The 19,670-nt window shown below is 70.7% G+C and carries 20 protein-coding genes; 4 read left to right on the top strand and 16 right to left on the bottom strand.

Annotation, left to right across the window (positions count from 1 at the left end; genetic code table 11):
• Window positions 1-18: 18 nt before the first annotated feature.
• The 13 genes from BIX52_RS12620 to BIX52_RS12560 form a co-directional block, all read right to left on the bottom strand.
• Window positions 19-924 carry a F0F1 ATP synthase subunit gamma gene (locus BIX52_RS12620; RefSeq protein ID WP_075221423.1) on the bottom strand — a complete coding sequence of 302 codons (906 nt, stop codon included), beginning with the start codon at window positions 922-924 and terminating at the stop codon, window positions 19-21.
• Complete coding sequence (locus BIX52_RS12615; RefSeq protein WP_245803189.1) at window positions 917-2,566, bottom strand: F0F1 ATP synthase subunit alpha; 1,650 nt, start codon at window positions 2,564-2,566, stop codon at window positions 917-919. Before BIX52_RS12615 ends, BIX52_RS12620 begins: the two co-directional genes overlap by 8 nt.
• Window positions 2,553-3,281: a F0F1 ATP synthase subunit B gene (locus tag BIX52_RS12610; protein WP_075221422.1), complete on the bottom strand. Its 729-nt coding sequence runs from the start codon at window positions 3,279-3,281 to the stop codon at window positions 2,553-2,555. Before BIX52_RS12610 ends, BIX52_RS12615 begins: the two co-directional genes overlap by 14 nt.
• A gap of 1 nt (window position 3,282) precedes the next feature.
• Window positions 3,283-3,528: a F0F1 ATP synthase subunit C gene (locus BIX52_RS12605; protein WP_075221421.1), complete on the bottom strand. Its 246-nt coding sequence runs from the start codon at window positions 3,526-3,528 to the stop codon at window positions 3,283-3,285.
• Complete coding sequence (locus BIX52_RS12600; RefSeq protein WP_075221420.1) at window positions 3,525-4,217, bottom strand: F0F1 ATP synthase subunit A; 693 nt, start codon at window positions 4,215-4,217, stop codon at window positions 3,525-3,527. The genes BIX52_RS12605 and BIX52_RS12600 overlap by 4 nt, the downstream gene beginning before the upstream one ends.
• Entirely contained in the window at window positions 4,210-4,701 is a 492-nt protein-coding gene (locus BIX52_RS12595) for a hypothetical protein (protein WP_075221419.1), read from the bottom strand. The genes BIX52_RS12600 and BIX52_RS12595 overlap by 8 nt, the downstream gene beginning before the upstream one ends.
• Window positions 4,698-5,045 (bottom strand): AtpZ/AtpI family protein, encoded by a 348-nt coding sequence (locus tag BIX52_RS23675; protein WP_083660212.1) that lies wholly within the window; start codon window positions 5,043-5,045, stop codon window positions 4,698-4,700. The genes BIX52_RS12595 and BIX52_RS23675 overlap by 4 nt, the downstream gene beginning before the upstream one ends.
• The gene (locus BIX52_RS12585; protein WP_075221418.1) at window positions 5,042-5,464 is read right to left on the bottom strand and encodes a F0F1 ATP synthase subunit epsilon; all 423 of its coding nucleotides are present in this window, start codon (window positions 5,462-5,464) and stop codon (window positions 5,042-5,044) included. Before BIX52_RS12585 ends, BIX52_RS23675 begins: the two co-directional genes overlap by 4 nt.
• Window positions 5,461-6,972 (bottom strand): F0F1 ATP synthase subunit beta, encoded by a 1,512-nt coding sequence (gene atpD / locus BIX52_RS12580; RefSeq protein WP_083660250.1) that lies wholly within the window; start codon window positions 6,970-6,972, stop codon window positions 5,461-5,463. Before atpD ends, BIX52_RS12585 begins: the two co-directional genes overlap by 4 nt.
• Window positions 6,973-6,981: 9 nt before the next feature.
• Window positions 6,982-8,391, bottom strand: a complete 1,410-nt coding sequence (locus BIX52_RS12575) for a bifunctional enoyl-CoA hydratase/phosphate acetyltransferase (RefSeq protein WP_075221417.1) — start codon at window positions 8,389-8,391, stop codon at window positions 6,982-6,984.
• A 3-nt stretch (window positions 8,392-8,394) separates the two neighbouring features.
• A complete protein-coding gene (gene fabI, locus BIX52_RS12570) occupies window positions 8,395-9,171 on the bottom strand; it encodes an enoyl-ACP reductase FabI (RefSeq protein WP_075221416.1) in 777 nt (258 codons plus the stop codon).
• 8 nt (window positions 9,172-9,179) lie between these two features.
• Window positions 9,180-10,841 carry a PHA/PHB synthase family protein gene (locus BIX52_RS12565; protein WP_245803195.1) on the bottom strand — a complete coding sequence of 554 codons (1,662 nt, stop codon included), beginning with the start codon at window positions 10,839-10,841 and terminating at the stop codon, window positions 9,180-9,182.
• Window positions 10,842-11,438: 597 nt separating this feature from the next.
• Window positions 11,439-12,266, bottom strand: coding sequence for a universal stress protein (locus BIX52_RS12560; protein ID WP_075221415.1), 828 nt, complete (start codon window positions 12,264-12,266; stop codon window positions 11,439-11,441).
• A 255-nt stretch (window positions 12,267-12,521) separates the two neighbouring features.
• On the opposite strand from BIX52_RS12560, the gene BIX52_RS12555 reads away from it, so the two are divergent.
• Window positions 12,522-12,878 (top strand): hypothetical protein, encoded by a 357-nt coding sequence (locus tag BIX52_RS12555; RefSeq protein ID WP_075221414.1) that lies wholly within the window; start codon window positions 12,522-12,524, stop codon window positions 12,876-12,878.
• 169 nt (window positions 12,879-13,047) lie between these two features.
• Complete coding sequence (locus BIX52_RS12550) at window positions 13,048-13,458, top strand: hypothetical protein (protein WP_075221413.1); 411 nt, start codon at window positions 13,048-13,050, stop codon at window positions 13,456-13,458.
• Here BIX52_RS12550 and BIX52_RS12545 read toward each other — a convergent pair.
• The 3 genes from BIX52_RS12545 to BIX52_RS12535 form a co-directional block, all read right to left on the bottom strand.
• Window positions 13,455-14,384, bottom strand: coding sequence for a trypsin-like peptidase domain-containing protein (locus tag BIX52_RS12545; protein ID WP_075221412.1), 930 nt, complete (start codon window positions 14,382-14,384; stop codon window positions 13,455-13,457). The genes BIX52_RS12550 and BIX52_RS12545 overlap by 4 nt on opposite strands.
• Window positions 14,385-14,388: 4 nt before the next feature.
• On the bottom strand, window positions 14,389-15,168 hold the full coding sequence (locus tag BIX52_RS12540) for a hypothetical protein (protein ID WP_075221411.1): 780 nt from the start codon (window positions 15,166-15,168) through the stop codon (window positions 14,389-14,391).
• 277 nt (window positions 15,169-15,445) lie between these two features.
• The gene (locus BIX52_RS12535; RefSeq protein WP_075221410.1) at window positions 15,446-15,955 is read right to left on the bottom strand and encodes a 2'-5' RNA ligase family protein; all 510 of its coding nucleotides are present in this window, start codon (window positions 15,953-15,955) and stop codon (window positions 15,446-15,448) included.
• Window positions 15,956-16,244: 289 nt separating this feature from the next.
• On the opposite strand from BIX52_RS12535, the gene aspS reads away from it, so the two are divergent.
• Complete coding sequence (gene aspS, locus BIX52_RS12530) at window positions 16,245-18,050, top strand: aspartate--tRNA ligase (RefSeq protein WP_075221409.1); 1,806 nt, start codon at window positions 16,245-16,247, stop codon at window positions 18,048-18,050.
• A 16-nt stretch (window positions 18,051-18,066) separates the two neighbouring features.
• The gene (locus BIX52_RS12525) at window positions 18,067-19,368 is read left to right on the top strand and encodes a cation:proton antiporter (RefSeq protein WP_075221408.1); all 1,302 of its coding nucleotides are present in this window, start codon (window positions 18,067-18,069) and stop codon (window positions 19,366-19,368) included.
• Window positions 19,369-19,670: the final 302 nt, after the last annotated feature.

The raw sequence follows: 19,670 nt of genomic DNA, 5'->3' as shown, positions 1-19,670 counted from the left end.
CCGCTCTGGCCGATGGCCTCAGCCCCGTGCGGCCTCGGCTCCGGCGGTCAGCTCGATGATCTCGGAGGTGATCTCCGCCTGGCGCAGCATCCGCTCGGTGCGCTTCAATCCGGCGAGGCGTTGCTCGATATTGCTGCGGGCGGCGGCCATCGCCCTCAGCCGCGCCTCGTTCTCGGCCGCAAAGGCGTGGAGCGCGGCGCGGCAGAGCGCGGCGAACACATACTCCATCGCCAGCCGTTCGACGAGCATGGCGGGCGCGATCGTCGTCAGCGGCGCCGCCCCAGCGGAAGGGGCCGGGAAGGCCGTGTGGTCCAGCGGCAGCACGGACCGGCGGTCGGCTTCCATCCCCCCGTCCTCGCCCTGGCGGGTGAAGAGGACGTCCACACGGCTCGATCCCGCGGCGAGGAGCGGGACGAGAAGATCGACGAGGGACGAGGCGAGGCGCTCCACCTCGTCCGCCCGGCTCGGCATCGCGGCGCTGGCGGCCACCTCGAGGCCCCGCTCATGCGCCGCCGCGATACCGCGGGTGCCGACGACGATGAGATGATCGGCCCCCCGCGGCGCGCCGCTGGCGGTGGCCGCGTCCAATATCCGCTCGCTGAAGGCGCCGGCAAATCCCTCTTCGGCGCAGAACGCGATCAGTACCGTTCCGGCCTCCGCGGGACGGCGAGAACCCTCGCGGCCCGCTCCCGGCGCGCCTGCGGACTCGGCAGTGGACCCGGTACCCGATCCGCCGTCGCCCGCGGCGGACGAGGCGCGCCCGATCGCGTCCGCCACCTGCCGCGAAAAGGCGTCGATCGCCGGCAGAAGGCTGCGGGCGTGCTGAGCGCGGGCGGCGGCGATCCCGCGCATCGCCGTCACCACCGCCTGCAACTGGCCGACGAGGGTGATGCGGGCGGCGATATCGGCGTGGCGCTCAGCCATCGGCGTGGCGCTCGCCCGGCCGGCCGGGGCTCAGGGTTGCGGCGAGCCGGGTGAGGGCCGCGGTGAGTGCCGCCTCGTCCGCCTCGCCGAGCGTTCCGTCCGCCTCGATGGAGGCGACCGCACCCGGCGCGCCGGTGTCGATCGCCGCCGCGAGCCCCTCTTTGAAGGCATCCATGGCGTCGAGCGGCACGGCGTCCAGCAGGCCCGACTGCAGGGCGAGGACGAAGGCCACCTCGTCGGCGAGGCGCAGTGGGGCATATTGGCCCTGCGTCAGCCCCGCGCGGATGCGCCGGCCGCGGGCGATCCGCGCCTCCACCGCGGCGCTCGTCACCCCGCCGAAGCGGGTGAACATCTCCACCTCCAGGAACTGCGCATAGTCCAGCCTCAGCGCGCGGGCGGCGTGGCGCAGCGCGGGCGCCTGCGTCTTCCCGCCGACGCGGCTGACGCTGAGCCCCACGTCCACCGCAGGCTTCTGGCCGCCCTGGAACAGCGCCGAGTCGAGGACGATCTGCCCGTCCGTGATCGAGATGAGGTTGGTGGGGATGTAGGCCGACAGATTGCCGGCATCGAGCTCGGCGATGGGGAGTGCCGTCAGCGACCCGCCGCCGTGCGCGGCCGACAGCTTCGCCGCCCGCTCCAGAAGCCGCGCGTGGACGTAGAAGATGTCGCCCGGAAAGGCGTCACGCCCCGGCGGCTGGCGGGTGATGAGCGCGATCTCGCGGTGGGTGGCGGCGTGCTTGGTGAGATCGTCGATGACGATGAGGGCGTGGCCCCCGGTGTCGCGCACATATTCGGCCATGGTGGTCGCCGCGAAGGGGGCGATCCACTGCAGACCCAACGCGCTGGAGGGCGAGGCGACGACGATGATCGTGCGCTCCGGCGCCCCGTGCGCCGCGATCGCCTCCACCACGCGCGCCACCGTGGACGACTTCTGCCCCACCGCGACGTAGACCGAGATGATGTCGCTGCTGCGCTGGTTGATGATGGCGTCGACACCGACAGCGGTCTTGCCGATCGCGCGGTCGCCGACGATGAGCTCACGCTGGCCGCGGCCGAGGGCGAACAGGGTGTCGATGACGAGGATGCCGGTCTTCACCGGCTGGGTGACGAAGTCGCGCGCCTCGATGGGCGGGGCGGGCCTTTCGGCCGGGTCGTGACGGGCCGCAGCGACGGGGCCCTTCCCGTCGAGCGGGCGGCCGAGCGGGTCGACCACGCGGCCGAGGAGGCCGGGGCCGACCGGAACCCGCACGACCTCGCCGGTGCCCGAAACGCGGGTGCCCGCGGTGACGGCGGACGGGTCGTCGAGGAAGACGACGGCGGCGGCGTCCCTGTCGAGGGCGGTGACGTAGCCCGTCTCGCCCCCCGCGAAGGTGACGAGTTCGTCCAGCCGCACATTGGGGAGGCCCGAGACGAAGGCGATCCCGTCGGCGATGGAGAGGACTTCGCCGATTTCCGCGCGCGCCGGACCGACGGCGGCGGCGGCAAGCGCGGCCTGCGCCTCATCGAGGAGAGGCGTGGGGCTGGGAGAAGGTGCCTCGCCGGGCCGGGCCGCGCCGCCTCTGACCGGGTCACCGGTGATCGGCTCGCCGATGGGGGACGTGTCGGTGAGGGACGTGCCGGTGGGTGCTTCAGGTGTGCTCACGGCGGAACTCCTTTGCGATCCGGCCGAGGTCCGCCCCCCATGCGTTCTCGACGAGAAGGCCGGGGGCGGTGAGGGTCAGCCCCGCCACCAATCCCGGGTCCACCGCCGTTTCGAAGGCGGCGGCGCCGAGGGGGGCGAGGGCGGCGGCGAGGGCGGCGCGGTCCGCCTCGGCGAGCGGCGCCGCGGTGGTGACGCGCACCGGACCTTCGGCCACCTGCGCCTGTTCGCCCGGAGTGAGGGCGCCGAGCTCGGCGGCGAGCCCGTCCGCGAAGGCGGCGTTCAGGCTGGCGGCGGGAAGGCGCGCGACGAGGCGGCGGGCGATGGCGAGCGCCAGCCGCTCCGCCTCAGCGCGGGCATGGTCCTCGGCGGCGGTGCGGGCCCGCGCGACGTCCGCTGCCCCTTGGGCGGTGATGCGCAGCGCCTCCTCGCGCGCCGCGCCGGTGAGGGCGGCCCCCTGCCTCTCGGCCTCGGCGCGGGCGGCGGCGATCAGCCGATCCCGCTCGGCGTCGACGGCGTCAAGCTCGGCCTGGCGCGTGGCCATCAGCCGGTCCGCCTCGGCGCGGGCGGCGTCGGCGTCCGCCAGCCGTGCCGCGATCTCGGCCTTGCGGGCGGCGACGGCGGCCGCGACGGGGCGGAAGAAGAAGCGCCCCAACAGCGCAACCAGGACGACGACGTTGATCGTCTGCAACGCCAGCGTCCACCAGTCGATCGTCATATCAACCGGCGTAGGGGTTCGCGAACAGGAGCAGCAGCGCGATGACGAGGCAGTAGATCGCCGTCGTCTCGATCATCGCAAGGCCCACGAAGAGCGTGCGCGAGATCGTACCCGCGGCCTCCGGCTGGCGCGCGATGGCGTCCATCGCGGCGGCGACGGCGCGCCCTTCGCCCAGCGCCGGACCGACCGCGCCGCACGAGACCGCGATGGCGGCGGCGATGATGCTCGCAATCTCCACCCAATTCATGACGTGATACTCCTGCCGGTTTGCGGCCGCCCTTCGTCGAGAGCGCTTGCGATGAAGACCATGGTGAGGGCCGTGAAGATGTAGGCCTGGACGGAGCCGGTCAGAAGGTCGAGCGCCATCAAGGGAATGGGGACGAGAAGACCGGCGAGCGACAAGACGATGGCGATGATGAAGACCCCCGCCATCACGTTGCCGAACAACCGCACGATCAGCGAGAAGGTGCGCGTGAACACCTCCACCACGTTGACCGGCAGCATGATGATGGTCGGCTCCATGAACGTCTTGGCGTAGCCGGCGGGGCCCAATGTGCGGATGCCGAAATAGAGCGTCGCTACGAAGACGATGAGGCCGAGCGCGGCGTCGGTCTCGAGGTGCGCCGTGGGCGGCTCCACGCCGGGGATGAGGCTCGACCAGTTGGCGGTGAGGATGAACAGGAAGAGCGTGCCGACGAGGGCGCGGTAAGGCTGGGGCTCCGCCCTCATCGTGGAGCGGATTTGATCGTCGATCACCTCGGCCACCATCTCGAGCACCGTCTGCAAGGTGCCGGGCACCAGGGTCAGCCGCCGTGTGGCGAGGGCGGCGCCGCCCGCCAGCAGCGCGATGATGGCCCAGGTGATCACCACCGGCTCGGTGACCGGCACCGGGCCGATGGAGAAGACGACGCGGGCGACGAGGGGCGTGCTATCCATGCCCGCTCACCTCCGCCAATTCGCTGAGCTTCTCCGAAGCGCTCGACGTCTCGGACCGGGTGGCCTGCGTCACCTCGCCGACCTCGCTTGAGTGCCCGGCCTGCGTCACGCCGTTGGCCTGCGTCACGCCGTTGGCCTGCGTCACGCCGTTGGCCTGCGTCGCGCGGGCGGCCTGCGTCGCGCCATCGGCCTCATCCATGGCGCCGGCCTGCTTCCTGCCGGCGACCCGCGGCATCAGGAGTTTTCGGGCGCCCAAAAGACCGGCGGCGAAGGCGATGAGCCCCGGACCGCCCCCCAGCCACACCGCACCGAAGAGGGCCGCCGCCACCACCAGATGGCGCCCCACCTGGAGGAGCACCGGCGCCCACACCTCGCCTGCCGCGATGCGCCGCACGCTGGCCGCGAGCGTCAGAAGGTGCGCCGCGCCCAGAGCGGCACCGGCGGCGAGGGAAACGAGCAGGGTGAGAGCGGCAGAGGCGGTCATTGGCGGTGCATCCAGCGCCAGGCGGACCAGCCGCCGGCGGCGACGCCGAGCATCAGAAGCGGCGCGGCGAAGAAGATCTTCGTGCCGGCCTGCCCGTCGAGCCAGCGTCCCAGGAGGAGGCCGAGGAGGGCCGGGGTGACGATGATCCACCCCAGGATGCCGATCTGGCCGACCATGCGCATGGTGCCGAGTGCACCTTCTTCGCGTCCCCGCCGTTCCCGCACGCGCTGGCGGCGGGCGGCCGTCGCCAGCGCCGCATCGGTCTCGCTCGTCTCGGCGGATGCCGCTGCCGGCCGCGCGGCGGCGTCTCCGGCATTATTGCGGGCCTCGTCGCGGTGGGTCATGCGCTGCCCCCCATGATCGCGTCGGGGCGGGTGCCGAGGTGGGCGACGATCTGGCGGATCGCCTTCATCTGCAGCTTCAGCCCGGCGGTCCGCTCGGCGCGCTCGGCATCGGCGCGGCGGGCGAAGGCGGCCACTATGTCGCCCTCCAGCGTGGCGAGGCTCTCGCCCACGACGGCATCGCGCGTCGCCACGGCAACATGCGCGCCGCCGATGACGGTGAAGACGCCGCGCTCCACGGCGGCATGACGCCACGGACCGCCCTTCGCCTCGCGCCAGCTCACCACCGAGGGGCCGAGCGCGGTGACGAAGTCCGCATGGCCGGGGAGGATGCCGAAGCCGCCCGTCTCGTCCTCCGCGCGCACGCTGACGGCCTCGGTGTCGACAACGATGGCGGTGGGGGTGGTGATCGTCAATTTCATGCCGCCGCCTCGGCGTTGGTGGAGGCGCCGGCCGCCTCGTGCCTTGCGCGGGCCTCGTCCAGCGTGCCGACCATATAGAGGTCCGCCTCGTCCCAGTCGTCGCAGGCGCCGTCCAGGATGGCGCGGCACCCGGCCACCGTGTCGGCCCGCCTGACCGAGCGGCCCGGCATGCCGGTGAACGCCTCGGTGACGGTGAAGGGCTGGGTGAGGAACCGCTGCAAGCGGCGCGCGCGGGTGACGGCGCGCCGGTCGGCGGTGGACAGCTCCTCCACGCCCAGCAGCGAGATGATGTCCTGCAACTCGCGATATTGGGCGATCGTGGCGCGCACGGCCTCCGCCACCTCGTAGTGCTCGCGCCCGACCACGGTGGGGTCGAGCAGCACCGAGGAGGAGCCGAGCGGGTCCACCGCCGGATACATGCCTTCCGCCGCCATCGCCCGCGACAGCACGATCGTGGAATCGAGGTGGCTGGAGATCGCGGTCACGGCGGGGTCGGTGAAGTCGTCGGCCGGAACGTAGACGGCTTCGATGGCGGTGATCGCCGCGCCCGCCACGGAGGTGATGCGCTCCTGCAACTCGGCGATCTCGGTGGCGAGCGTCGGCTGATAGCCCACCCGCGACGGCAGCCGGCCGAGGAGGCCCGAGACCTCGCTGCCCGCCTGAACGAAACGGAACACGTTATCCATCAGGAGCAGCACGTTCTGGTGCTTCGCGTCGCGGAAATGCTCGGCGATGGTGAGGGCGGTGAGGCCGACGCGCCAGCGTGCCCCCGGCGGCTCGTTCATCTGGCCGAACACCAGCGCGCACTGGGCGAGGACGCCGGACGCGGCCATGTCGGCCAGCAATTCGTGTCCCTCGCGCGACCTCTCGCCGATCCCGGCGAAGACCGAGATGCCGTCATAGCCGGCAACCATCGCCTGAATCAGCTCCATCACGACCACGGTCTTGCCGACGCCGGCGCCGCCGAACATCGCCGCCTTGCCGCCTTCTGGCAGCGGGGCGAGGAGGTCGATCACCTTGATGCCGGTCTCGAAGATGGCGGTGGACGCCTTGCGGGCGGCAAGCGGCGGGGCGGGACGGTGGATCGGCCGGCGCGGCAGATCGGCGGGGAGGGGCGGGCCGCCGTCGCGCGCCTCGCCCATGACGTCGACGAGGCGGCCGAGCACGGCGGCGTCGGCAGGCACGGTGATCGGCCCGCCGCGCGGGGTGACAGGCGTCCCGCGTTTCAGCCCGATGGTGGAGCCGAGGGCGACGGCACGCACGGTCGAAGCGTCGATATGCGCCGCCACCTCGACGACGAGGGGGCCGTCCTGGTCCCACTGAACCGTCAGCGCATCGTTGACCGGCGGAAGCGCCCCGGTGAAGGCGACGTCCACCACCGCGCCGCGCACCGCGACCACGCGGCCGGCTTCGGGCGCTGCGCCTGCTGCTTTCGCCCCGTCGGTGCCCGCCGGATTGCCGGATCGGGCCGCTCCGGTTTGCGCGGCGGAGGTGTCGGGGGTGGCCATCGCGGTCACCTACTCGGCCGCGCGGGGGCTGGGAGAGGCGGCCTGCCCTGCGAAGGGGCGGCGCACCAGAAGCTTGGCGAGCGCGGCGGCGGCCAGTGCCGGGAGCGCACCGCCGGTCCGTCCCGCGACGATCACCGGTACCTTGAGGCCGAGGACGATCCCCGCCGCATCCGCCCCGGCGAGGTGGATCAGCTCCTTGACCAGAAGCGCCCCCGCTTCGAGGTCCGGCACCAGGAGAATGTCGGCATCCCCGGCGACGGGTCCGAAATGCCGCTTGGCGGCCACGGCACGCGAAATCGCCGTGTCGAAGGCCAGCGGGCCGTCCACCATCGCGCCGGTGATCTGGCCGCGCTCGGCCATCTTGCACAGCGCGGCCGCGTCCAGCGTGGAGGGAAGGCGCGGGTCGACCGTCTCGCTGGCGGAGAGGACGGCGACTTTCGGCGCGCGGATCCCCATCGCCTGCGCCAGTGCGGCCGCGTTCGCCACCATGTCCCGCTTCTCGGCCAAGGTGGGCGAGGGGACCAGCGCGGCATCGGTGACGAGGAGCGGCTTGCCGTAGGTCGCGACGTCGAGGATGTGGACGTGGGTGGCGCTCGTCTCGCGCCCCAGCCCTTCGTCCGCCGCGGTGCGAACCAGGGCGGCGAGATCGACCGCGCCTTTCATCAGCGCGTCGAGGGTACCGGACTTGGCGCGCGCGGCGGCGATCCGCGCGGCGGCCATGGCGTCCGGCGCGTCCTGCACGGGGATGGCGCCGAGGGGCACGCCCGCCGCCGCGGCCGCCGCATGGATCGCGCCCGCCGGGCCGATCAGGACCGGGTCGATCAGCCCCGCCGCCTTCGCCTCGGCAACGTCCGTCAGTGTGTCGCCGTCGACCGGGTGGACGACGCCGACCCGCACCGGCACGCCGGCCGCACGGGCGATCACGTCGCGCAGATGCGTGCCGCGCGCGTTGATCCGCACCGCGGGCAGCGCCACGCGCGGGCGGCGGACCTTCTCGCTCGGCGCAATTACCAGCGCCTCGCCGATGATCACCTTCTCGCCCGCCTGGTTGAGGCACAGGCATTCGAGCTTCAGCCGCTTCGACTCGGCGATCTTCTCGGCCACGGTGACGCGCACGGTCACCGTGTCGCCGAGGCCCACGGGGCGGCGGAACTTCAGCGTTTGGTCGAGGTAGATCGTGCCCGGCCCCGGCAACTGCGTGCCGAGCACCGCCGAGATCAGCGCGCCGCCCCACATTCCGTGGGCGATCACCTTGTGGAACATGTCCGCCGCCGCATAGTCGGCGTCCACATGGGCGGGGTTCACGTCGCCGGACATCACAGCGAAGAGCTCGATGTCCTCGTGACGCAGGGTGCGCGTCAGCTCGGCGCTGTCGCCGACGGCGAGCTCGTCGAAGGTGCGGTTCTCGATGTAGTCCATCGCTCAGGCCATCACGTTCATGCCGCCGTCGATGTAGGCGACGTTGCCGGTCACGCGGGCGGCGTCGTCGCTCACATAATAGCGGGCCATGGCGCCGATATCCTCGATGGTGACGATCTGATGGGCCGGGGCCCTGAGGCGCGCCGCATCCACCAGCGCATCGAAATGGGCGATGCCGGAGGCCGCGCGCGTCTTCAGCGGCCCCGGCGACAGGGCGTTGACGCGGATCCCCTTCGGCCCGAGCTCGGCGGCAAGGTAGCGCACGCTGGACTCCAGCGCCGCCTTCACCGGGCCCATGATGTTGTAATTGTCGACCACCTTTTCAGCGCCGTAGTAGCTGACGGTGAGAGCGCTGCCGCCCGCACTCATCAACGGCTCGGCCCGCTTCAGAAGGCGGAAGAGGGAGTGGACGGAAACGTCCATCGCCTCGGCGAACCCGTCGCGCGAGGTGTCGACCACGCGGCCGGTGAGATCGTTCTTGCGGCAATAGGCGATGGAGTGGAGCAGGAAGTCGAGCCGGCCCCATTCGGAGGCGATGCGGGCGAAGACGGCGTCGATCTGCGCCTCGTCGGTCACGTCGAGCGGCATGACGATCGGCGCCTCCAGAGCGGCGGCGACGGGCTCGACATATTTCAGCGCCTTTTCGTTCAGGTAGGTGACGGCGAGATCGGCTCCGGCTTCACGAAAGGCGCGGGCGCAGCCGGTGGCGATGCTGTCGGCATTGGCGATGCCGACGACGAGGCCCTTGCGCCCGGCGAGCGGCGTTGCGGAAAGGGTCATGACGCGGCCTATCGCATGAGGACGTAGGTGCCGGGCGCGTCGCACACCGGGGCATAGCCGGCGGCCGGGGCGCCCATCGGTGGCGGGGCGGTGCGCTCGCCCGAGTGGGCGCCGAAGAAGGCGGACAGTTCCGGCCACCAGGAGCCCTCGTTCACCGGCGTGGAGGCGATGTAGGTGTCCGGGTCGACATAATGGTCGTCCACCCGCGTGGTGCGGATGCGGTAGTGGCGCCGCTTGTGGCCGGGCTCTGAGACGATGCCCGCATTGTGGCCGCCGCTGGTGAGGACGAAGGTCACGTCCGTGTCGGCGAGGAGGTGGATCTTGTAGGCGGAACGCCAGGGGGCGACGTGGTCCTGCTCGGTGCCGACGGCGAAGATCGGGCAGCGGATGTCTCCGACCGAGATCGTGCGCCCGCCCACTCGGTAGCGCCCTTCAGCCAGGTCGTTGTTGAGGAAGAGGTGCGTCAGGTACTCGATGTGCATGCGGTAGGGCAGGCGTGTTGCGTCCGCGTTCCAGGCCATCAGGTCGATCATCGGCGCCCGTTCGCCGAGGAGATAGTCGCGCACCACCTTGGACCAGATGAGATCGTTGGAGCGCAGGATCTGGAACGCGCCCGCCATCTGCGACGAGTCGAGATAGCCGCGCTCCCACATCATGTCGTCGAGGAAGGCGAGTTGGCTCTCGTTGATGAAGAGGGTGAGCTCGCCCGCCTCGGTGAAGTCGGTCTGCGCCGCGAACAGGGTCACGGAGGCGAGGCGGTCGTCGCCATCGCGCCCCATGGCGGCGGCGGTGATGGAAAGGAGCGTGCCGCCGAGGCAGTAGCCCACCGCGTGCACCTTCGTGTCCGGGACGATCGCGCCGATCGCCTCAAGCGCCGCGTGCGGGCCTTGGGCGACGTAATCGTCCATGCCGACGTTGCGGTCCTCGGCGCCGGGATTGCGCCAGGAGATCGCGAACACCGTATGCCCCTGGCCGACGAGGTAGCGCACCAGCGAGTTCTGCGGCGACAGGTCGAGGATATAATATTTCATGATCCACGCCGGGACGATCAGAACCGGTTCGGGATGCACGGTGCCGGTCGCGGGGGCGTATTGGATCAGCTCCATCAGGTGGTTGCGGAAGACCACCTTGCCGGGGGTGATCGCCACCGTTTCGCCGGGGCGGAAGGTGCCGGTGCCGGGCGGGTCGTCGTGGGCGGCGGTGGCCACCATGTCCTTGAAGGCGTTCTGGGCGCCGCGCAGGAGGTTGGCGCCCCCTTCGTGGATCGTGCGCGCAACGATCTCGGGGTTGGTCGCCGCCTGGTTCGAGGGGGACACCGCGTCCAGCATCTGGCGGGCGCAGAAGGCGGCCATCTTCTCGTGCTGGCGGGTGACGCCGTGCACCCCGCTCGTCGCCTCCTCCCACCACGCCTCGGCGGTGAGAAAGCTCTGCTGCATGACGTTGAAGGGCCAGTTCGCCCAGCCCTTCGCCCTGAAGCGGTGGTCCTGCGGCAGCGCGGTGGCGACAGGCGTGTTCGCCTCACCGAAGGCGGCGCGGCCGGCATAATCCGTCAGGCGCGTGAATTTGGAGAAGGCGGAGGCGGCCAGCTCCATCTGCTTTCCGGGCGAGAAGGCGAGGTGCGAGGCCCAATCGAGATAGGCGCCGGCGAGGGCGGCGGGGGAGAGGCCCATCGTCAGCTTGGCGGCGGAGGCGTGGACCGAGCGGTCGATCAGCTCGTACACGGTGGGGTCGGGCGCAGGCGAGGCGTCTCGGTGTACGGACCGCTCATCGGGGTCCGCGGACGGCGTGTCCCGGGACTTGGCGGGTTCGGGGGTCTGGCGCGGTGGCCGGTCTGCTGTCTTCGCTTCCGCCGTGTTCGCTTCCGCCGTTTCTGACGTGGAAGGGTCGGTCGGGGCCTGGACCGTTCTGGGCATGACGCACTCCAGCGTTCCTGAAGTGTCAGCCCTCGCCCGTGGCCCTCCGCGGCACCTTGATCAGGATCAATATTACATCTTTGCCACGTTGCGAAATCGCCCGTGATATCAACGGACTTGAGGCAAACGCATATCAGCGGTGCAGTGACGTCATGCGGTAACGTCGGCACGGGTCGTCTGACGAAAACAGATGACGCTGCGTCAAAATGACGTTTCTGAAGAGCGACAGAAATAAAAACTGCAAATATTTTAGTATAGATGGGCGTGAAAGCATTGCCGCGATGAATTGCCTTGCGGCAGTCGATCGTTCGCGTACCCGGCGGGCGCGGCGGCAACCCCGCCGCGCCCGACCCCTCAATGGGCCATCAGCAAGGGCCTGTCGCAGCCGGCCAGAAGGTCCCGCGTGACCCCGCCGAGAATGATCTCGGTGAGGCGCGAGTGGCCGTAGGCGCCGGAGACGATGAGGTCCGCCGAGGCGGCGGCGGCCTGGCGCTTGATCGCATCGGCGACCGACAGCCCGGCGGAGGGGATGGAATCGACCGTCACCGGAAGGCCGTGCCGGGCGAGGCTGGTGGCAAGGCCGGAGCCCGGCTCCTCGCCATGCGCGCCGGGGCCGACCCGCGGATCCACCACGACGACGCGAACCTCCTCGGCGCCGGCCATCAAGGTGATGGCGTCATGGGCGGCGCGCGTCGCCTCCGCGCCGGGATCCCAGGCGATCACGACGCGCGACCCGATCCCGGCGAAGGAGGCGCCGGGCGGGACGATCAGCACCGGGCGGCCGCTAGCGAAGAGCGCGGCGTCGGCGATGTCGGCACAATCGGCATCGCGCGGCAGGAGGGCGATGTCGGCGTAGCGGGCCTGAGCGGCGAACGTGCGTCCGGCTTCTCCCGCCGGAACGACGGCCCCGCGCACCTCGAACGACACGCCCGTTGCGGTCAGCGTCTGCGTCGCCGCCGCCATGCGGGTTTCAACGCGGGCGCGCACCGCGGCCATCTCGTCGGCATAGACGGAGGGCGGCAGGTCAGGCAGGCCGGCATAGGCGATCGTTTCCTGCCGGCCGATGGTCAGCGCGATCAGATGGGCCTCGTGACGCGCGGCGAAGGCTGCCGCTTCCTTCAAAAACGATTCACTGGCGTCGTTGTTTTGTGCAAGCGCCAGCACGGTCTTTACTGCAGGCATGTTCACCTCCCTGCGAAATACTGAGCCCGCTCTACCAGACTGACAGACGAGGGCCTTGATTTTCATCAATACATGGGCACCTGATACTTGCTCTCATCGCTGTCGGGTACGGGATGGGTCGTCGGATCGTGGGCCGGCATCGCGCCGCCGGACCCGATCGGCCGCCTCGCGTGCCGGATCCAATCGTCGCGACCCTTCGGGGTCCATGCCGGGAATGACACAAGAGCAAAGCTCAACACATTGGGGAGACAGGCCATGCAACAGCTGGTCATGGGCGAGACACTGTCACCGAAACTGGCCATGTCACCGCCGCTCGGGGCGGCTGACGCCTTGTCGCGCTCGGCCTACCATGCGTCGAGCGAGATGATGCGGGAGGGAGCCCGCTTCGTCGGCCTTCGCCTGCAGCGCTACGCGGAGCTGGAGCTGGCGCTGATGCGCTCGCCCAACATCTTCGCCTCGTGGAGCTGCATGATCGAGTTTCAGCGCCTCTCGATGCTGGACTATACGCGCGAGATGGACCGCATGCCGGGGGTGATCGGCAAGGTGTCCGACGATGCGCTGCTGGCGATGGAATCGGAGCGCACGGCCGAGCCGGCCCCGGTCCTGGTCTGATCCGCCGCCCGCCGCGGCGGCGCCTGTCCACCTGCCGGCGCCGCCGCACTGCGCGGGCGGACGCCGCGTGATGACCGCGCGGAAGGCCGCTCCGCCGCCGGCAGGGTCGCCCGCGCGCCTTGGGCCCCGCGGGACCGCCCGCGCCCGCCCGGAGCGCCCGCGGGGGCGGATGAGCCTGGGCCGTGCGCTCGGACGCGGCGCCGCGGGGTCCGGCATCGCCGCGCTCACCGCGTGGGCCGTCGCGACGGTGCTGATGAGTACCGCCGCCGCCCTCTCCGGCACGCTGTGGCGCGGTGAGCCGCTGCTGCGAGAATGGGCCGCGAGCCTCGTCCTGTTCGGGGTGTTCGGTGCCATCTTCGGCGCGGCACCCGGTTTCGTGATCGGCCTGCCCGTCTGGCTTCTCATGGACCGGCGCGGCCTGACGCGGCGCGGCGGTGCCATCGCAGGCGCCGTCGTCGGGTTCGTCATCGGTGCCGCTTTCCTCGGCACCCTTCTGGCGCCGCTCGGCCTCGTCGCCGGGGCGATCGGCGGCGCGGCCGCGGTCCACCTCGTGAACCTCTGGGTCCCCGCGCGGGCCTAATCGAGGACGACGCCGAGCTGGCGCAGCCGCGCCTTGAGGGACGGGCTGAACACCGACACGCCCACGCCGAGGTCGTTCGGGTAGGGGCCGTCGACCCGCGCGAAGACCGCCGAGGGCATCCCGGCCACGGCGCCGCTCCCGGTCCCGCCGGCGAGCATCACCGGCCCGCCGCTGTTGCCGAGCCGCGCTGCGCAATTCATCGCGTGGGTGGACGGCGTATGACGCTCGCCGCCGCGCCGCGTCGCCCGCGCGGCGATCGGCGCCGCGCACAGACGCGGCCGCCCGCGGCGCACCGCCTCGGCGTCCTCCTGGCAGGTCTTGCGGCTCTTTCCCGCCGCCTCGGCATAGCGGCACCAGGCGTCCAGATCGCGGCAGGTGAAGAAGGTGGGATGCAGGAGCTGCTTGCGCGGCAACAGGGTGCACCCCTCCGACAGCATCAGCGCCCCGCCGAACCCGAGCGGGAAACCCACCACCTGCAACGGGCGGCCGATGCCGGGCGTGGCCGCCGCAATCCTCAGCGGCCGCACCGAGCCGTATGTGATCCCCCGTCCGAAGGTCACCTCGTAGACCGCGACGTCACCGTCCTTCATCAGAAGCTGGGCCGACGACGCGGTGCGGCCGCGGAACACGAACACCGGCGCGGCGCCGACGACATGGGTCGCCGTCATCACCAGAAGGCGCCGCTCGCGGTTGGCGAGGAAGAAGGCGCTCGCCTTGGCGCTGGATCGGCCGCGTTCCCAGGCATGGACCATGGAGGCGGCATAAGCGCCGGTGCGGCGGAAATGGCTGCTTTCGAACTGCGTCGCCGCGGCCGGGAGAGGCACGGCCGCCAGCGCCGTCAGCAGCGCCGCGAGGAGGCAGCCCGCAAGGCCCGTGCGCTGGCGTCCGCCACGGGCACCCGGCAGCGAAAAGGGGCGCCAGCCCATCGCCTCAGCCGCACTGCGGGGCGTGAACGTAGATCAGCGTGCCGCGGGTGATGTCGACGCCGCCATTCTTCTTGATGGCGTCGATCACCTGCTGCGTGCCGCCCCGCTCGAACCCCAGGCTGCCCTGGCCGACATGCTTGGAATAGACGAGCCGGACGTGGTCGTGCAGCGTCACCCCGCCCAGCGCCTGGCCCTCCAGCGGCTTCACCTGGATGCCGTAGCCGGTGCAACGGTCCGTGCGCACCGTGGTCCAGCCCTCGTTGGCGTTGGGGTGGCAGCCGCCGGTATATTGCCAGCCCGGCCGCGTCATGTGGGTGGAGCCGCCCTTCACCGTGTTGCGGCAGGTGGTCAGCATGCCGGGCTCGGTATTGAGGTTGATGCGCGTGTACCAGGCCTGCTTGGCGTTGCTCCACGCCCAGCTCGGATCGGGCCGCTCCTTCTTGTAGAGGTACCAGGCGCCGCCATGGATGATCCGGCTCTTGTGGATGATCTTGCACGCCGGAAGGTCGACCACATAGAGCCGCTCGGCCGTCTGATGCTTGGTGTAGTCGATCAGGATCACGTGGCGCTTGTTCCCGATGGCGCTGCGCCCGTAGTAGCGCGGCAGCTCGGCCGCCATGGCTTTGAAGGCGGCGGAGGACTGGCGCATCTTGGAAAGGCACGCCGCCGCAGCGTCGGCCGAGATGTCCTGGGCCGCGGCGGGGGGCGCCGCCAGCGGCAGCCATGCGGCGAGGAGGACGGCGAGCACGGCACCCGCGCGGGTGAGGACGGACGGCGACTTCATGCGGGAACGGCTCCGGTTGGCCAGCACGGTGGTTCGCCAGTCTGAGAGTTTGCCGCCGCCGCGCAATGGCGCCGTGGCTTTGCTGCGCCGATATTGGGCCGCTGTGGACCCGCGGCCACGCCCGGCCGGCCCACGGCCCGCCGATCGTCACTGGTCGGGGTGCCGGCCCATCGCCGCCGGCTGGAGTGCCGGCCACCGCCATCGGCTGGGGGTGCCGACGATCGTCGCCAACCGGGGCCCGGCCTCCGCCATGAGCGATGCGGCGCGGTGGCGTGTCTCAGCCGCCCCGTGCGAAGCCGACGGCGCCGATGGGCGACCATGGTCCGCCGTCATAATGCCAGAGCTGCAGCCCCTCCGCCGTCGCCACGAAGGGGGTGAAGGTGCGCTCAAGCTCCGCCTTCAGCGCGCGCGCCTCCTGCGGGTCCACCTTGTTCTGCACTGTCACGTGGGGGCGGAACTTCTCGCGGTCCTGGCGGGTCAGCATCCCGTCGAACCGGCGGGCGAGGTCGGCGCGCACGGTGAGAAGCCCGCCGCCGGAGACGGCGTAGGCGACGCCGCGCCCCAACGCCATCAGCCCGTCCACGTTGACGCGGAAGGCCGGGCGCGCGGCCGACTCGGCGCAGGCGCGCATCACCTCGTCCTGCGCCTCGCCGGGGAGGGCGTGGAACAGCGTCAGGTGGGCCGGGATCCTGTTCAGCGCCGGCGGGAAGTGACGGCGCCGCTCCGCCTCGAAGAAATCCGCCGCCGCCGCGTCGAACTGAAGGGTGATGATGATGGGCCGGGTCATCTCTCCCCCCTTGTCGGCGTCGGTCCTGGCGAAATGTCGTGCAGCGGGTGCCCGGTCAAGCGGAGCGCGCGGTGATTTGCCGATCCCATACCGCCGTAAGCCGCGACCCCCGCAGGCGCTTTCTTCAGACGGAAGCCCCGGCGCATCCGGCTGTTGTCGCCGGCCGTGAAGCACGCTCCGACCGCCGCCCCGCGGTGCATGGGAGGCCGGCAGATGCGCCGCGACCTTGACATCATGGCGCTGCGGTGGGCAATGCGCGGGCGATTGTTCCCTCTTCAAAGGCCCTGTCATGCACCGTTACCGCTCCCACACGTGCGCCGACCTTCGCGCCGGCGATGCCGGCTCGAATGTCCGCCTCTCCGGCTGGGTGCACCGTGTGCGCGACCACGGCGGCATCATCTTCATCGACCTGCGCGACCATTATGGCATCACCCAGGTCGTCATCGACCCGGATTCGGCCGCGTTCAAGACCGCCGAAACCGTGCGCGCCGAATGGGTCATCAAGATCGACGGTGAGGTGAAGGAGCGCGAAGAGGCGTTGAAGAACGCCCGCCTGCCGACCGGTGAGGTCGAGGTCTTCGCCCGCGAGATCGAGGTTCTGTCCACCGCGCCCGAGCTGCCGCTGCCGATCTTCGGTGAGCCGGACTATCCGGAGGACATCCGCCTCAAATACCGCTTCCTCGACCTGCGCCGCGAGACGATCCACAACGACATCGTGAAGCGGTCGAAGATCATCTCCTCGATCCGCAACCGCATGGTGCAGCAGGGCTTCACCGAGTTCCAGACGCCGATCCTCACGGCCTCCTCGCCGGAGGGCGCGCGCGACTTCCTGGTCCCGTCGCGGCTCCACCCCGGCAAGTTCTACGCGCTGCCCCAGGCGCCGCAGCAGTTCAAGCAGCTGTGCATGATCGCCGGGTTCGACCGCTACTTCCAGATCGCGCCCTGCTTTCGCGACGAGGACGCCAGAGCCGACCGCTCGCCCGGCGAGTTCTACCAGCTCGACATCGAGATGAGCTTCGTCGAGCAGCAGGACGTGTTCGAGGCGGTGGAGCCGGTGCTGCGCGGCCTGTTCGAGGAGTTCGGCGAGGGCAAGCCCGTCACGCAGAAGTTCCCGCACATCAAGTACAAGGACGCGATGGCGAAATACGGCTCCGACAAGCCGGACCTTCGCAACCCGATCGAGATGGGCGACGTCACCGAGCACTTCGACGGCTCGGGCTTCAAGGTCTTCGCAGGCATGATCGCGTCGGACCCGAAGGTGCGCGTGTGGGCGATCCCCGCGCCCGGCGGCGGTTCGCGCACCTTCTGCGACCGGATGAACTCCTGGGCGCAGTCCGAAGGGCAGAAGGGCCTCGGCTACATCTTCTGGCGCACGCCTGAGGGCGGCGGCGACATGGAGGCCGCCGGGCCGATCGCCAAGAACATCGGCCCCGAGCGGACCGAATCCTTGCGCAAACAGCTCGGCCTCGGCACGGGCGACGCGGTGTTCTTCTGCGCCGGCAAGCCGGATCAGTTCCTGTCCTTCGCCGGTCAGGCGCGCACGAAGGTCGGCCGCGAGCTGCAGGAGCTGTCCGGCGGTACCTTCATGAACGAAGACCAGTTCGCCTTCTGCTGGATCGTCGATTTCCCGATGTTCGAGTGGGACGAGGAGAACAAGAAGGTCGACTTCAGCCACAACCCCTTCTCGATGCCGCAGGGGGGCCTGGAGGCGCTGGAGACCAAGGACCCGCTGACCATCGACGCCTTCCAGTACGACATCGTCTGCAACGGCATCGAGCTGTCTTCCGGCGCCATCCGGAACCACAAGCCGGAGATCATGAAGAAGGCCTTTGCGATCGCCGGCTACGACGAGAAGGTGCTGCACGACAAGTTCGGCGGCATGCTGTCGGCGCTGGAATATGGCGCGCCGCCGCACGGCGGTATTGCGCCGGGGATCGACCGCATCGTGATGCTGCTGTGCGGGCGCGAGAACCTGCGCGACGTGACGCTGTTCCCGATGAACCAGCGCGCCGAGGACCTGATGATGGGCGCCCCGTCCGAGGTCACCCCGGCGCAGCTTCGCGAGCTGCACATCCGCCTGAACCTGCCGAATTGACCGGCGGCGCGCGCTGATGGGGATGCCCGACCTCCTCATCATCGCGCTCGGCGTGTTCCTCTACGGCCTCTTCTCGCGCTGGGGCGAGAGAGGCAGCCTGACCGGGCCGATGGTGTTCACCGCCTTCGGTCTCGTCACCGGCTCGGCCGTGCTGGGCGTCGTCAGCCTCAACGTGAACGGCGCGGTCATCCATAGCCTCGCCGAGATCACCCTCGTCCTCGTCCTCTTCACCGACGCGGCGCGCATCGACGTCTCACGCCTCAATGCCGAGCATGACGTGCCGTTGCGGCTGCTCGGCATCGGTCTGCCGCTGACGATGGTGTTCGGCACCGTGGCCGCGCTCCTCGTCCTGCCGGGGCTGGATGTGTGGCAGGCGGCGCTCCTCGCCGTCATCCTGTCGCCGACCGACGCGGCGCTGGGCCAGGCGGTGGTGAACAATCCTGCCGTGCCGGTGCGTATCCGCCAGGCGCTCAACGTGGAAAGCGGCCTCAATGACGGGCTGGCCTTTCCCGTCCTCGTCATCGTCCTGTCGCTGGCGGTGGAGGCGGAGGAGGCGCGCGGCGTCGCGGCGTGGGGTCTGTTCACCGCGGGCCAAGTGGTGGTGGGGCCGCTGGCGGGGATCGGCGTTGGCGCGGCGGGGGCCGCGGCGGTCGCCTGGGCCCATCGCCGCGGCATCATGAACCGCGTCTTCGTGCAAATCTCGGTGCTCTCGCTCGCCATCATGGCCTTCGGCACGGCCGAGCTGATCGGCGGCAACGGCTTCATCGCCGCGTTCGTGGCGGGCATGGTGGTCGGCACCCGGTCGCGCGTTCTCCTCGACGCGGTGGAGGACTTCGGCGAGACGGAGGGTCAGCTCCTCAACCTCGTCGTCTTCATGATCTTCGGTGCGGTGCTTCTGCCGGTCGCCTTCGCCGAGGTCGGAGTCCGGCACCTCCTCTATGCGCTGCTCTCGTTGACGGTGCTGCGGATGGTGCCGGTGGCCGTCAGCCTCATCGGCACCCGGTTGATGCGGCGCAGCGTGTTGTTCATCGGCTGGTTCGGTCCGCGCGGTCTCGCCTCGCTGCTTTACGTCCTCATCATCAGCGAGGGCGCTGGGGCCGGTCTTGCCGGGTTGCACGACGTCACCGTCACCGCGTTCCTCACCGTGGCGCTCAGCATCGTACTCCACGGTGTGAGTGCCGCCCCGCTGGCGCGGCGCTATGGCCGCTCGGTCGACGGCGGGCCGGCCAGCGGCGAACGCCAGTCCGTCTCGCCGTTCCCGACGCGCTTGCGGGGCCACCATGGGGACCGCGACCCGGCACGAGAAGGCGGCGGTTGAACACCGCGGCCCCAGTGCAGAACACGATAAGCTGGACGGACGGAGGCGCCGCGGCGGGCACCCGTCGCCCCATGCCCGAGCAGCCGAGAGGCGCCGCGCGAGCGCCGCTGCGTATGACCTACCGCGCGCCATAACCCACCGCCGCTGTCTTCGCGGGCGCGCCGCTGGCGTTCCCACTCCGGTGAAACGAGGCGCACCCCGGCGCCCTTCCGGTCGCCGGGGTTTTCGTGTGCGACGACGTCCCGACGCAGACACGGCCCCTCGGCCTGCCGTTCCCACCGCGTCCTCGGCGTCTCGACTGC

The sequence above is a fragment of the Acuticoccus yangtzensis genome, from assembly GCF_001927245.1.
Taxonomy (GTDB): Bacteria; Pseudomonadota; Alphaproteobacteria; order Rhizobiales; family Amorphaceae; genus Acuticoccus; species Acuticoccus yangtzensis.
Note: the sequence above shows the minus strand (reverse complement) of the source record. Positions and strands in the feature narration are given on the sequence as shown.